We start from the raw sequence: 12,661 nt of genomic DNA, 5'->3' as shown, positions 1-12,661 counted from the left end.
ACACGAGGACCGAGCAGCGGAGGCGTGCCCGTAGGCACGTCGAGCAGCGCAGGGACGAGTCTGCCCGGCGCAGGCAGCCAGCGTGCGCCGCAGCAGGGCTCCATGCGAATGGGCGGCGATGTCAAGCCGCCCTCCCGTCGAGCGCGGCCGCGAGCGCGGGCCCCAGGCCGCGGCCGTTCACGTTCTGGATCTCGAGCCCGGGCCGCGCGTTGATCTCCAGCACCAGCGGGCGCGCCTCGCCGTCCACCACCACGTCCACCCCCAGGTAGCCGAGCGGCACCGCGGCGGCGGCGCGGCGCGCGACGTCCAGCACCGCCGGCCAGGCCGGGACCTCCAGCCCGAGCAGCGGCGCGCCGGACTCCGGGTGGCGCTCCACCGCGCGGCCGCGGTGGAGGGCGCGGAAGGTCCGGCCGGTGGCGAGGTCCACCGCGATGCCGAGCCCGCCCTGGTGCAGGTTCGCGCGCCCGCCGGACTCGGCGGTGGGGACGCGGATCATCGCCATCACCGGCGACGTCCGGAGCGTGATGATGCGCAGGTCGCACAGCCCGTCGCCCCACAGGCCGGCGAACAGCGGGTGCGGCGCCACGCGTCGCTCCACGAACGCGCGGTCCTCGAGCTGGCTGGAGTGGACCCCGAACACCACGTCGGCGAGGTGGCGCCCGAGCGTGCGCGGCGAGAGCGGCTCGCCGCCGGCCCTCCGCCAGCTGCCGGCCGACGCGTCCCACTCGCCGACCACCAGGATGCCGCCGCCCCCGGCACCGTTCGCGGGCTTCACCACGAACTGCGAGCGCCCGCGCAGCGCCTCCACCACGCCCGGCACCGCGTACAGCCCCTCGCACACCGCCAGCGTCTCCGGCACCGGCACGCCGGCGGCCTGGAAGCGCTCCTTCGCGAGCAGCTTGTCGTCGGCGAGCGGGTAGTGGCGCCGCGCGTTGTTCGGGTAGACCAGCGCCAGGTTGCGCCGGTTGATCCCGTACACCTCGGCGCGCCGGGCCACCACGCCCCGGACCCGCGCGGCCGCCCGCGACAGGGCGCTCACGCCGCGCCCCCGAGCAGCCCGCGGAAGCGGCGGTACTCGCTGAGCCGCATCCCCACCCAGCGCCCCAGGTACACGTTCGCCGCCACCACCAGCAGCAGCACCTCGGGGAAGCCGATCACCAGCACCTGCAGCGCCAGCGAGCTCATCACCGCGTGGCACGCCAGCATCACCACCAGCGTCCCGGCCAGCTCCTTGCCGGCGGCGCGCGCCCCGTGCTCGGTGAGGGACAGGTAGAAGCGCTCGGCGCAGATGGCGAGCACGGCGATCGGGAACATGGTGACGCGGGTGAGCTGCGCGATCCCGGCGCGCTCCGCGATCATCGAGGTGGTGAGCAGCGTCAGCACCACCGCCGCCAGCAGGATCGCGAGCGTGGGCGAGTGGAGCAGCTCGAGCCGGGTGAGCCCCCAGCGCACCGCCGCGACCGCGGCCACCACCAGCAGCACCGCCAGCACGCCGTACCCGGCGCCGGTCTCGCCCGCCGAGGCGGCGAGCAGCGCCGGCAGGAAGGTGCCGAACGTCGGCATCCCCACCACGTTCCGGAACAGCACCACCAGCAGCGCGCCCACCGGCAGCATCAGCACGGTGCGGAGCAGCGCGAACGGGAGCCGCAGGCGGTCGAACAGCCCCCACACGTCGAACAGCGTGAACGTCGCCTTCGCCTGCGGCGACGGCACCAGCGCGCCGTGCGTCTCGAAGCGGTAGTCGAAGTTCACGTCGGCGGTGTGGCGGAACAGCGCCTCGTCGCCGACGTAGAGCGTGAGGTAGCGCTCGGGCAGCTCGGCGAAGTGGCCGTTCGTCGGGCAGAACGGCACCCAGTGCCCGGCCACCCAGGCCTCCACCCACTGGTGCGAGGTCCGCTTCGCGCCGGGCTCGAGGATGAGGCCACCCACCAGCCGCGCCGGGATCCCGCCCGCGCGGGCCAGCGCCACGAACAGCCGGCTCTTGCCGTTGCAGCTCGACTCGCCCAGGCGCAGCGCGGTGAGCGCGTCGGTGGTCCCCTTGAACGGCCGCGGCTGCAGCGAGGCGGCCAGCGCGTGGATGCGCCGGAGCCGCTCCACCACGCCGCCCTGATCGGCGCCGATGCGCTGCAGCGTGGCGCGGATCTCCGGCGCGTCCACCTGGATGTCCTTCTCCGGCCGCAGCCAGGCGGCCGCCGAGGGCGGGTAGGCGGCGGGCACCTCGAGCCCGGCGGGCAGGTCGTACGACACGCGGCGCGGGAGCACCTTGAACGCGTGGCGGATGCGCGCGCCGTTGGGGACGTCGGCGCCGCTCCAGGTGGCCACCCGGTTCGGCCCCTCCATCGACTGCGAGAGGTGCAGGCCGGAGGTCTGGTCGCGCTCCTCGGAGATGGTCTGGTGCGCGTCGCTCGACGGGAGGAAGCTGCGGACGCGCACGTCGCCGCCGTGGCCGTCGAGCTCGAGCGCGTAGGTGACCTCGTACTGGCGCACCGGCAGGATGTCCGCGAGCCGGTAGCCGAGCGCGCGCACCTTGTACGCCATCAGGCCGGCGGTGCCGAGGACGAGCGCGAGGACGGTGAGGCCGAGCCTGTGCGGGTGGGGGAGCGCCATGGTGGTGTGACGGCTCGACCCGGCGGCCGGCCGATCGGCCACTCGCGCAGGGCGTCCGTCTCGGGGCGTCGGCGCGCGAGCCCTGCGGCCGTGTCGCGGCGGGTGGCAGCGGCACCGCGGCGCTGGGCGGCCGCACCACGTCGGTGTACCAATGGGGACATGGACGCCCCCGCGAGCCCGCGCCGCGCCATCGCGCGCCTGCTCCGGTCCCGCGCCGGGCGGGCCGCCGCCGGGCTCGCGCTGGCGCTCGCGGCCGTGGCGGCGGTGCGCGCGGCGCGCGGGCCGGCGGCGCCGGGCTGGGCGGTGGAGCGGCGGCCGCTGGTCCAGCGGGTGGTGGCGAGCGGGCGGGTGATGGCGCCGGCCCGCATCCAGGTCGGCGCGGTCGCGACCGGCAAGGTGGCCGCGGTCCGGGTGGACGAGGGCGACGCGGTCCGCGCGGGCGACCTGCTGGTGCAGCTCGACGACGCGGAGGCGCGCGCCGCGCTGTCGCAGGCGCGCGCGCAGGTGCTCCAGGCGGCGGCGCGGCTGGAGCAGTCGCGCGGCCCGGCGGCGCGCGGGGCGAGCGAGGCGCTGCGCCAGGCCGAGCTGCGGGTCGAGCTGGCGGAGCGCGCGCGGGAGCGGGCGCGGAGCCTGTCCGACGCGGGGAGCGCCAGCGTCGCCCAGCTGGACGACGCGGAGCAGGCGCTCGCGCTGGCCCGGAGCGCGCGGGAGAGCGCGCTCGCCCAGGCCGCGGCGGCCGGAGGCGGCGGCCCGGACCAGCGCCTGGCCGAGGCGGCGCTCGCGGCGGCCCGCGGCGCCGAGGAGGTGGCGCGCGCGCGGCTGGAGGACCGCCAGCTCCGCGCGCCGGCCGCCGCGACGGTGATCCTCCGCGACGTGGAGCCCGGCGACACGGTGACCGCCGGCGCGCGGCTGCTGGTGCTGGCCCGCACCGGCGAGACGCGGCTCTCGGTGGAGCCGGACGAGAAGAACCTGGCGCTGCTGCGCCAGGGCCAGCCGGCGCGCGCGGTGGCGGACGCGTTCCCGGACGCGCCGTTCGACGCGGCGGTGTCCTTCCTCGCGCCGTCGGTGGATCCCGCCCGCGGCACGGTCGAGGTGCGCCTCGCGGTCCCCGCGCCGCCGCCGTTCCTGCGCCCGGACATGACCGTCTCGGTGAACGTGGAGGTCGGGCGCAAGGCGGACGCGCTCGTGCTCCCCGCCGACGCGGTCCGCGACGCGGGCGGCTCGCCGTGGGTGCTGGCGGTCCGCGGCGGCCGGGCGGAGCGGCGCGCGGTGCGCCTCGGGCTCCGGGGCGACGCGCTGGTGGAGATCGCGGGTGGCCTCGCGGCGGGCGACGAGGTGCTGGCGCCCTCCGCCGCGGTGGCGGAGGGGAGCCGCGTGCGGGTGCGCCGCCTGCCCGGGCCGGAGCTGGGCCGTGCCCTTTGAGCTGTTCGTCGCGCTGCGGTTCCTGCGCGAGGGCCGCGCCCAGACCGCGCTGGTGCTGGGCGGCGCCACGGTGGGCGTGGGGGTGATCGTCTTCCTGACCGCGCTCATCGGCGGGCTCCAGGCGACGCTCGTGGAGCAGACGCTCGGGTCGCAGGCGCACGTGGTGCTGCGCCGGCCCGAGCGCGTCCCGAAGGCGCTGCCGCCCGGGCCGGGCGAGGCGCTGGCCGCCCTGGTGGAGAAGATCCCGGAGCGCGATCGCTCGGTGGAGCAGTGGCCGGAGGTGCTCGCGGTGGTCCGGGGCGCGCCGGGCGTGGTCTCGGCCACGCCGACCGCGGCGGGCTCGGCGTTCGCGAGCCGGGCCGGGGTGTCGCGCGCGGTGGCGCTGCGCGGGGTCGAGCCCGGGAGCTTCGACGGCGTGATCCAGATGTCGCGGCGCATGAAGGCGGGCGCGTTCCGGGTCGGCGGCGAGGAGGCGGTGATCGGGGCGGTGCTCGCGGACGAGCTGGGGCTCGCGGTGGGCGACAAGCTCCGGATCACCAGCGCCGAGTCGCGCTCCGACCTGTTCACCGTGGCCGGCATCTTCGACCTGGGCAGCCGGGACGTGAACCAGCGGTGGGTGCTGGTCTCGCTGCGCGCGGCGCAGACGCTGCTCGATCTCCAGGGTGGCATCACCGGGATCGAGCTGAAGGTGCGGGACCCGTTCGCCGCCGAGCGCGTGGCGCGGTCGCTCGCGGCGCGGACCGGCCTGCTGGCCGAGAGCTGGATGCAGCTGAACCAGCAGCTCCTCACGGCGCTGCGCTCCCAGAGCGCCTCCTCCCTGCTCATCCAGTCCTTCGTGGTGCTGGCGGTGGCGCTCGGGATCGCGAGCGTGCTGGGCATCTCGGTGATCCAGCGGTCGCGCGAGATCGGCATCCTGAAGGCCACCGGCACCACCACCGGCACCGTGCTCCGCATCTTCCTCATCGAGGGCGCGCTGGTCGGCGGGGCCGGCTCGATCCTCGGCGCGCTGCTCGGCACGGCCATGTCGCTCGCGTTCGCGACGCTGGTGCGGAACCCCTACGGCGAGGCGCTGTTCCCGGTGGAGCTGACCCCGGGGCTGTTCCTGCTGGCGTCGGCGGTCGCGGTCGGGACCGGCCTGGTGGCCGCCGCCTACCCGGCGCGGCGCGCGGCGAAGCTCGACCCGGCGGTGGTGATCCGGTATGGCTGAGCCGGTGGCCACGGCGACGGTGGAGCTCTCCGGCGTCCGCAAGGACTACGTGGCCGGCTCGGTGGTCACGCCGGTGCTGCACGGCGTGGACCTCGAGGTGGGCGCGGGGGAGTTCACCGCGCTCATGGGCCCGTCCGGCTCCGGGAAGTCCACGCTGCTCAACCTCATCGGGCTGCTCGACCGTCCCACCGGCGGCCGGGTGCGGGTGGCGGGCCTCGACACCGCCGCGCTCGACGACGACGCCATGGCGCGCACGCGCGGGCGCACCATCGGGTTCGTGTTCCAGTTCCACCACCTGCTGCCCGCGTTCACCGCCCTCGAGAACGTCATGATCCCGATGATGGCGGCGCGCGGGCGGGCGGCCCCGGACATGGCCGAGTGCGGGGAGCACCTGCTCCGGCAGGTGGGCCTCGGCGCGGTGCTGCACCGCCGCGCCACCCAGCTCTCCGGCGGCCAGCAGCAGCGGGTCGCGATCGCCCGCGCCCTGGCGATGGCGCCGCGGCTGGTGCTGGCCGACGAGCCCACCGGCAACCTCGACACCCACGCCGCGGACGAGGTGTTCGCGCTGCTGCGCGAGTTCAACCGCAGGGCCGGCATCACCTTCCTGATCGTGACGCACGACCCGCGGCTCGCCGACCGCTGCGATCGCATCATCGAGCTGGTGGACGGGCGCATCGTGGCCGACGGGCCCCACCGGAGGAGCGGAGCATGACGGTCCCCGAGGCGCTGCGGGCCGAGGCCCGCCGGGCGCTCGCCCTGCCCGACGAGGCGCTGCTCGCCGAGTGCGACGAGAGCTTCTTCGTGGGCGGCGGGCCCGGCGGCCAGCACCGCAACAAGACCGAGAGCGGCGTGCGGCTGGTGCACCGGCCCACCGCGATCACGGTGACCGCCACCGAGCGGCGCAGCCAGCTGCAGAACCGCGGCGCGGCGCTGGAGCGGCTGCGCGCGCGCCTCCAGCCGCTCGCGCACCGGCCCAAGCCGCGGCGGCCCACCAGACCGACGCGCGGCGCGAAGGAGCGGCGGCTCACCGAGAAGAAGCGCCGCGGCGAGCGGAAGGCCTCGCGGCGCGGGTGGGAGTGACGCCGGGGGCCGCTACCACCGGCCGGTGACGGGCGGAGGCGCGCGCTGCGCCTCGAGCTGCGAGGCGAGCGGGACCAGCTCGGCGAGGCCGGCGCGGACCAGCCGGTCGAGGGCGGCCCGCACCTCGGCGCCGGGGATCCCGGCGTCCTCGAGCGCGTGGCCCAAGTCGGAGAGGCCGCGCGGCTTGCCCTTCAGCTCGCCCAGCAGCACGCCGTCGCCCGGCTCCACCGCGCGCGGCGAGGCCCAGGCGGCCAGCGCCGTGTCCAGCACCGCACGCCCGGCGCCACGCGCGTCGAGCACCGCTGCGCGGTACGCCTCCTCGGCGTCGCGCCCGGCGAGCGACAGCGTGAACTTCTGCCCGCGCGCCCAGCGCGGACCTTCCCGAGGCTTCGGTTGCATGGTCGGAGGACGGGTATCGGCCCTCGGGCCGGTCCTTGTCAACCGCAAGGGCTGGGAAGCGTCAAGCGCCGCCGCGCCCCGGGGGCGCCGACCTCAGCAGGCGCCGCCCTCCAAGGCCGAGTTCCAGGCGACCAGGCCCTCGCGCCCGAACACCTTCTGCACCTCGATGCGGAGCCCCGGGATGAGGTGCTTCTGGCGCTGCTCCGCGAGGAAGGTGATCCCGTCCTGCTCGATGAGCGCGTCGCGCTCGGGGTCGGCCGACTCGTCCAGAGTCAGTTGGTAGCTGATGCCACCTCAACCATGGCCGACGTGGATGCGCACGTAGCGGCTCTGCGGGTCGCGGGAGAGGTGCTCGAGGAGCGCGGTGCGCGCTGCATCGGTCACCTCGATCGTGGGAGTCGTCTCGGTGGGGGCACTCATGGTGGGGTGGGAGCCGGGATCGGGCGGAAGGGTTCCGGCCGGGCCGCGGCCGCCGGGGCCGTGCGCCGGCGGCGCCGCGGCGGCATGCAACCGTCCGTGACCTCACGGGGATCGGCCGGGTCGGCGGACGCGCCGCGCCGCAGGGCGGCGCCGGGCTGGGGCGGGCTTCGCGTGCTCGCGCTCGGGCACTCCACCCGGCCCATCGAGGCGTTCCTCGAGCTGCTGCGCTCGGTCGGCGCCGTCACGGTGGCCGACATCCGGACCATCCCGCGCTCGCGCGCGAACCCGCAGTACGAGGGGCCCGCGCTCCGGGCCGCGCTCGCGGCGGCCGGGATCGGCTACGCGCACCTCCCGCGGCTCGGCGGCCTGCGCCACGCGCGGCGCGACTCGCCGAACGGCGCGTGGCGCAACGCCAGCTTCCGCGGCTACGCGGATCACATGGGCACGCCGGAGTTCGAGGAGGGGCTGCTGGAGCTGCGCGAGCTGGCGCGCCGCGGGCCGGTGGCGCTGGTCTGCGCCGAGGCGGTGCCCTGGCGCTGCCACCGCTCGCTGGTGGCCGACGCGCTCCTGGCGCGCGGCGTGGTGGTGGAGCACGTCACCGGCCCCGGGCGGACGCGCCCGCACCGGCTCACGCCGTTCGCGCGGGTGGAGGGGCGGCGCGTCACGTACCCTGCGGACGGGCCCGCCGCTGCCGCACCGTGATGGCCACCCCCGCGATCGCGCTCGCGAGGATGAGCGCGTTCGTCACCACGAACACCCAGTTGCCGACGAGCAGGCTGTAGAGGGTGAACCCGGCCGACGCGGTGGTCTGCCCTGCGAACAGCCAGCGCGACACGCCCGCGCCGGTGCCCTCCCGCCACTGCTTGTGCACCTGGCGGGCGAGCGTGGCGAGCAGCACCGCGGAGCTGAGCCAGCCGAGGAGCTCGGTCACGCCGGATCACGGTGGCCCCGGGGCGCCGCGCGGGCACGCCGCGGTTGCCTTCCGCCCGTCCAGCCACGACACTGGCCGCCGCCCCGCCGTCCGACCCGGAGGTCTCCCGTGCCCACCGCCGCGCTCGCGCTCGCCGCGCTCGTCCTCGCCGCCGCCCCCTCCCTGCCTGCCGCCGGCGCGCCCGCCGCCCCGGCCGGCGCGCGGCCGGACGCCGAGGTCCGGGCGGAGGGCCGGGCCGGGGTCCACGCGCTGGTGGAGCGGTGCGTGGCGGCGTACGGCGGGAGGAAGGCGGTCGTCCGGCTGGCCCGCGTCCGCGAGGAGGGCACGGTCACCTCGCTGCTGCACCCCGGGCAGCCCGGGCGCATCACCCGCGTCTACCAGCGATCGGGCAAGCTGCGGGTCGAGATCGCGTTCCCCGGCGCGCCGGTGGAGGTGCGGGTGCTGGACGGCGGCCGCGGCTGGCGCTTCGGCGAGGAGGTGGGCGGCCCGTTCCTCATGTCGATGATCCTGCAGGCCTCCCGCCTCGACCTGCCGGCGCTGCTCGCCGCCTGGGAGAACAAGCTCGAGGACCGCGGGGCGTGGGAGGTCGACGGGGCGACGCTGCGCGTCCTGGCGCTGGAGGTCGCGCCGGGCGTGGTGGTGGAGGCCGGCATCGACCCGGCCACCGGCCGGATCCTGCGCTCGCGCGGCGCGTCGCGCGGCGGCGGGCCGGTCGAGTTCGTCACCACGTACTCGGACTTCCGCGCCGTGGACGGCGTGCTGGTGGCGTTCCGCGAGGGCAACTGGGCGAACGGCCAGACCACCGGCGAGACCGTGCTCGAGAAGGTGGAGCTCCCGGCCCGGATCGATCCGGCGGCGTTCCGGCCGTAGCCCGCGCGACGCTCAGAGCGCGTGAATCCATCCCCGGACCGAGCCAGGCGGTCGAGCCGCGAGCAGCGCGAGGCGCGACGACCGAGCATGCCCGTCGGCATGTGCGGGAGGAGCAACGAAGCGATGCGACGCGGATCGGCCGCCGCGGCGACGGGAGGGATGGGTTCACGTGCTCTCAGGTGCCGACGCGGACCAGCGCGAGCAGCGGCTGGTCGGGGTCGCGGGGCGGGTCGGTGAGGTCGATCTCGCAGGTGACGGCCCAGTCCACCTCGCCGGCCTCGTCCACGATCCGCTGCACCGCCTCCCACCGCCGCGGCGCCAGCTCCTTCACGAAGGTGTTGTGCGGCCGGCGCGCGGCGGGGGTCACGTCGATGCGCGGGTGCGCCTCCCAGTAGGGCGCCATGGCCGCCTCCAGCGTGGCCGGCGTCCACTCCGCGCCGGGCGCGAGCGCCGCCACCGCCCCGGCGTGGTCCTTCCGCGCGAGCGCCACGAGCAGCGCGTGCAGCTCGTTGCGGATCCGGGCCGCGAACGCGCGCGGGTCGGCCCAGACCGGCGGCGGACCGAGCGTGCCGGCCACGGCCGCGCGGGCGTCCACCGCCACGGCCTGGTACGACGGGTCGCGCATGCGCTCCCACTCGTCGATGAGCGAGGAGTCCACCCCGCGGACGGTCGCGCGCAGGAACGCGATCACGTCGAGGAGCGCGTCGTCGCGGTAGGTCTCGGGGACGGTCTGGACCAGCGTCTTGTACGTCTCCGAGAGGTAGCGCAGCACCACGCCCTCGGAGCGCTGCAGCTCGTACTCGCGCACGTAGTCCGCGAACGTCATGAACCGCTCGACCATCTCGCGCGCCACCGACTTCGGGCGGATGTTCTCGGCGCCGACCCACGGGTGCTTCGCGGCGAACTCGTTGAAGGTGGCGTAGACGAAGTCGCGGTTCGGCTTCGGGTACTCGACCTTCTCCAGCTCGGCCATGCGCTCGTCGTACTCCATGCCGCGCGCCTTCATCTCGGCGACGGCCTCGCCGCGGGCGCGGTCGAGCTGCTTCCAGAGGATGACGTCCGGGTCCTCCAGGATCGACTCCACCATCGAGAGGACGTCGAGCGCGTAGGTCTCGCGCTCGCGCGGGATGGCGGGCAGCGTGTCGAGCAGGTACAGCGCGAGCGTGTGGAACAGCGAGAAGTCGCGCTGCAGGCCGGGGGCGGGGCGCAGGTAGGCGCCGCGATAGCCCTCGATCCGCCGCACCTCGACCAGGCCCGCCGCGCGGAGCGTCCGGAAGCGCTGGGCCGCGGCGCGCCGGTGGCGCGCGCGCACGTAGTCGTTGCCGTGGGAGCGGGCGATGATCTCGACGAGCCGCCCGTAGCCGCCGCCCCGCCGCGTGGTCTCGCTCTGCAGCAGGTTCACGAGCAGGCCGAACGTCGGCTCGAACCGGCTCTCCAGCGGCTCGGGCTCCTTCTCCTGCAGCCGCTGGAACGTGTTCCGGTCGAAGTGCACGTAGCCCTTGGTGGGCGGCTGCTTCTTGACCACCTTCTTCCCCGCCGCGGCCTTCTCCGCGAGCTTCTTGTTCTCGACCACGTGCTCGGGGGCCTGCGCCACCACGTAGCCGCGCTCGTCGAAGCCCTTCCGGCCGGCGCGCCCGGAGATCTGGTGGAAGTCGCGCGAGGTCAGGATGGCGGTCTTCGTGCCGTCGAACTTGCAGAGCTGGGTGAAGAGCACGGTGCGTATGGGGATGTTGACGCCCATGCCCAGCGTGTCGGTCCCGGAGACCACCTTCAGCAGCCCGCCCTGCGCGAGCTTCTCGACGAGCAGCCGGTACCGGGGGAGCAGGCCGGCGTGGTGCAGCCCGATCCCATGGCGCAGGAAGCGCTGCAGGTCCTTGCCGTAGGGCGAGTCGAAGCGGGCCCCGGCCAGCGCCTCGGCGATGCGCGCCTTCTCCTCCTTCGAGGAGAAGTTCGCGCTCATGAGGTTCTGCGCCTGCTCGGCGGCGGCGCGCTGGGTGAAGTTCACGAGGTAGATGGGGGCCCGGCTGGACGAGACCAGCTCCTCGATGGTCTCGTGCAGCGGCGTCTCGCGCCACTCGTGCTCGAGCGGCACCGGCCGCGCCGCGTTCCGGACCGCGGCCACCTCCCGGCCCGTCACCTCGCGCAGCGAGGCCTCGATGGCGCGCGTGTCGCCGAGCGTGGCGGACATGAGCAGGAAGCGGGCCCGCTCCAGCACCAGCAGCGGCACCTGCCAGGCCACGCCGCGCTCGCGGTCGCCGTAGTAGTGGAACTCGTCCATCACCACCGCGTCCACCGACGACTCCGCCTCGCGGACCGCCAGGTTCATCAGGATCTCGGCGGTGCAGCAGACGATGGGCGCGTCGCGGTTCACCGCGCCGTCGCCGGTCATCATGCCCACGTTCTCGGGGCCGAACAGCCGGCACAGGTCGAAGAACTTCTCGTTGACGAGCGCCTTGATCGGGCAGGTGTAGAAGGATCGCTGCCCGGCGGCCATGGCCTGGAAGTGGAGGAACGTCGCCACCAGCGACTTGCCCGAGCCGGTGGGGGTCGAGAGCACCAGGTGGTTGCCGTCCAGGAGCGCCAGGATCCCCTCCTCCTGGTGCGGGTAGAGCTCGAGCCCGGTGGATGCGACCCAGGACACGAAACGATCGAGCACCGCGTCGGGCGCGAGCGGCGGCGCGCCCTCGGGCGGGAGCAGCGCGGCGAGCGGGGCGCGCAGGGGCTCGGGGCCGGACGCGGGCGTGGGGCTGGGCGTGGACATGCGTCGGCCTTCGTACCGCGTGCGCGCCCTCGGCGCCAGCCGCGCGGGCGTCGCGAACGGCCGCGCGGTCTCGCGGTGCGCCGCGGCGCTGCGACCGGTTGCCCGGACCGCCGCCCGCCCGGTATCACGGTGCGACGAGGAGGAACGCATGAAGCTGACACCGTGGGCGGCGCTGCTCGCGCCGGCGCTGGCCGTCGCGGACGCGCCGGCGAAGCCGGGGCCGGAGTGGTCGGGCGTGGTGGGCGCGGGGGTGATCGTCCTCACCGGCAACGCCGAGACCACCACCATGAACGGCGCCGCCAGCGCGCAGCGCGAGGCGGGCGGGTGGATCCTGGCCGGGAAGGCGACCGGCGTGTACGGGCGGACGCGCCCGGCCAGCCGCGACGAGCCGGCGCAGACCGTGGCGCTCGGCGCCACCGGCCAGCTCCGGGCCGACCGCAAGGTGGCCGAGCACGTCACCGTCTTCGCGCTGGGCGGCGCGGAAACCGACCACGTGGCCAGCCTGGAGTACCGGGCGTACGGCGAGGGCGGCGCCGGCTGGCTGTGGCTGGACCGGAAGCCGGACGCCGGGGGCGAGCTGTTCCTCCGCACCGACCTCGGCGTGCGCTACACCTACGACGCGCGCTGGCAGTACTACGCGACGGACGTCGCGCCCGAGGGCGACCTGCCCGACGTCGAGGCGGTGGCGCCGCGCGCCGGCCTCGCGTTCCGCTACGGCTTCTCCGAGCAGGTGAAGCTGGTGCAGGAGGCCGAGGTGCTCGCGAACGTCACGGACGGCGAGCGCTGGCAGGTGCGGTCGCTCACGAAGCTCACCAGCCGCCTGTTCGAGGCGGTGAGCTTCGGCGTGTCGTACCAGGTGGCCTACGACTCGGCGCCGGCGCCGGGCAAGGTGCGCACCGACACCGCGCTGGGCGCCACGCTCGAGGTCGGGTTCTGAACGGCGGCCGTGATCCGCGACCCCCTC

Annotated in this window: 13 protein-coding genes; 7 read left to right on the top strand and 6 right to left on the bottom strand. The window is 75.7% G+C overall.

All coding sequences use genetic code 11. From position 1 onward, the window contains the following. Positions 1-121: 121 nt before the first annotated feature. Entirely contained in the window at positions 122-1,039 is a 918-nt protein-coding gene (locus A2CP1_RS17960; RefSeq protein WP_015934677.1) for a sugar-transfer associated ATP-grasp domain-containing protein, read from the bottom strand. Beyond that, positions 1,036-2,607: a 7TM domain-containing protein gene (locus tag A2CP1_RS17955; protein WP_015934676.1), complete on the bottom strand. Its 1,572-nt coding sequence runs from the start codon at positions 2,605-2,607 to the stop codon at positions 1,036-1,038. Before A2CP1_RS17955 ends, A2CP1_RS17960 begins: the two co-directional genes overlap by 4 nt. A gap of 159 nt (positions 2,608-2,766) precedes the next feature. On the opposite strand from A2CP1_RS17955, the gene A2CP1_RS17950 reads away from it, so the two are divergent. Genes A2CP1_RS17950 through A2CP1_RS17935 form a run of 4 tightly spaced genes read left to right on the top strand, consistent with a single transcriptional unit; the run spans position 2,767 to position 6,316 of the window. Continuing rightward, complete coding sequence (locus tag A2CP1_RS17950; RefSeq protein ID WP_015934675.1) at positions 2,767-4,029, top strand: efflux RND transporter periplasmic adaptor subunit; 1,263 nt, start codon at positions 2,767-2,769, stop codon at positions 4,027-4,029. Then, entirely contained in the window at positions 4,019-5,236 is a 1,218-nt protein-coding gene (locus A2CP1_RS17945) for an ABC transporter permease (protein ID WP_015934674.1), read from the top strand. The genes A2CP1_RS17950 and A2CP1_RS17945 overlap by 11 nt, the downstream gene beginning before the upstream one ends. After that, positions 5,229-5,948: an ABC transporter ATP-binding protein gene (locus A2CP1_RS17940; RefSeq protein WP_015934673.1), complete on the top strand. Its 720-nt coding sequence runs from the start codon at positions 5,229-5,231 to the stop codon at positions 5,946-5,948. Before A2CP1_RS17945 ends, A2CP1_RS17940 begins: the two co-directional genes overlap by 8 nt. Further along, positions 5,945-6,316 carry a peptide chain release factor family protein gene (locus A2CP1_RS17935; RefSeq protein ID WP_015934672.1) on the top strand — a complete coding sequence of 124 codons (372 nt, stop codon included), beginning with the start codon at positions 5,945-5,947 and terminating at the stop codon, positions 6,314-6,316. The genes A2CP1_RS17940 and A2CP1_RS17935 overlap by 4 nt, the downstream gene beginning before the upstream one ends. Before the next feature lie 12 nt (positions 6,317-6,328). Here A2CP1_RS17935 and A2CP1_RS17930 read toward each other — a convergent pair whose 3' ends face one another. Both A2CP1_RS17930 and A2CP1_RS23980 read right to left on the bottom strand, forming a co-directional pair. Further along, a complete protein-coding gene (locus A2CP1_RS17930) occupies positions 6,329-6,715 on the bottom strand; it encodes a hypothetical protein (protein WP_015934671.1) in 387 nt (128 codons plus the stop codon). A gap of 294 nt (positions 6,716-7,009) precedes the next feature. Then, positions 7,010-7,135, bottom strand: a complete 126-nt coding sequence (locus A2CP1_RS23980) for a hypothetical protein (RefSeq protein WP_015934670.1) — start codon at positions 7,133-7,135, stop codon at positions 7,010-7,012. Between the two features lie 96 nt (positions 7,136-7,231). On the opposite strand from A2CP1_RS23980, the gene A2CP1_RS17925 reads away from it, so the two are divergent. Continuing rightward, positions 7,232-7,837 carry a DUF488 domain-containing protein gene (locus A2CP1_RS17925; protein ID WP_245529832.1) on the top strand — a complete coding sequence of 202 codons (606 nt, stop codon included), beginning with the start codon at positions 7,232-7,234 and terminating at the stop codon, positions 7,835-7,837. Here the strand turns inward: A2CP1_RS17925 and A2CP1_RS17920 are convergent. Beyond that, positions 7,797-8,066 (bottom strand): hypothetical protein, encoded by a 270-nt coding sequence (locus tag A2CP1_RS17920; RefSeq protein ID WP_011422456.1) that lies wholly within the window; start codon positions 8,064-8,066, stop codon positions 7,797-7,799. The genes A2CP1_RS17925 and A2CP1_RS17920 overlap by 41 nt on opposite strands. A gap of 108 nt (positions 8,067-8,174) precedes the next feature. Here A2CP1_RS17920 and A2CP1_RS17915 point away from each other — a divergent pair, with 108 nt between their 5' ends. Next, positions 8,175-8,936 (top strand): hypothetical protein, encoded by a 762-nt coding sequence (locus tag A2CP1_RS17915; protein ID WP_015934668.1) that lies wholly within the window; start codon positions 8,175-8,177, stop codon positions 8,934-8,936. Positions 8,937-9,111: 175 nt separating this feature from the next. On the opposite strand, the gene A2CP1_RS17910 is transcribed toward A2CP1_RS17915, so the two are convergent. Beyond that, positions 9,112-11,697, bottom strand: a complete 2,586-nt coding sequence (locus A2CP1_RS17910) for a DEAD/DEAH box helicase (protein ID WP_015934667.1) — start codon at positions 11,695-11,697, stop codon at positions 9,112-9,114. A gap of 148 nt (positions 11,698-11,845) precedes the next feature. Between A2CP1_RS17910 and A2CP1_RS17905 the strand changes: the two genes are divergently transcribed. Beyond that, a complete protein-coding gene (locus A2CP1_RS17905; protein WP_015934666.1) occupies positions 11,846-12,634 on the top strand; it encodes a DUF481 domain-containing protein in 789 nt (262 codons plus the stop codon). The last annotated feature ends 27 nt before the right edge of the window (positions 12,635-12,661 follow it).

The organism is Anaeromyxobacter dehalogenans 2CP-1 (genome assembly GCF_000022145.1).
GTDB lineage: Bacteria > Myxococcota > Myxococcia > Myxococcales > Anaeromyxobacteraceae > Anaeromyxobacter > Anaeromyxobacter dehalogenans.
The sequence above is the reverse complement of the archived record's forward strand: the minus strand, read 5'-3'. Positions and strand labels throughout refer to the sequence as shown.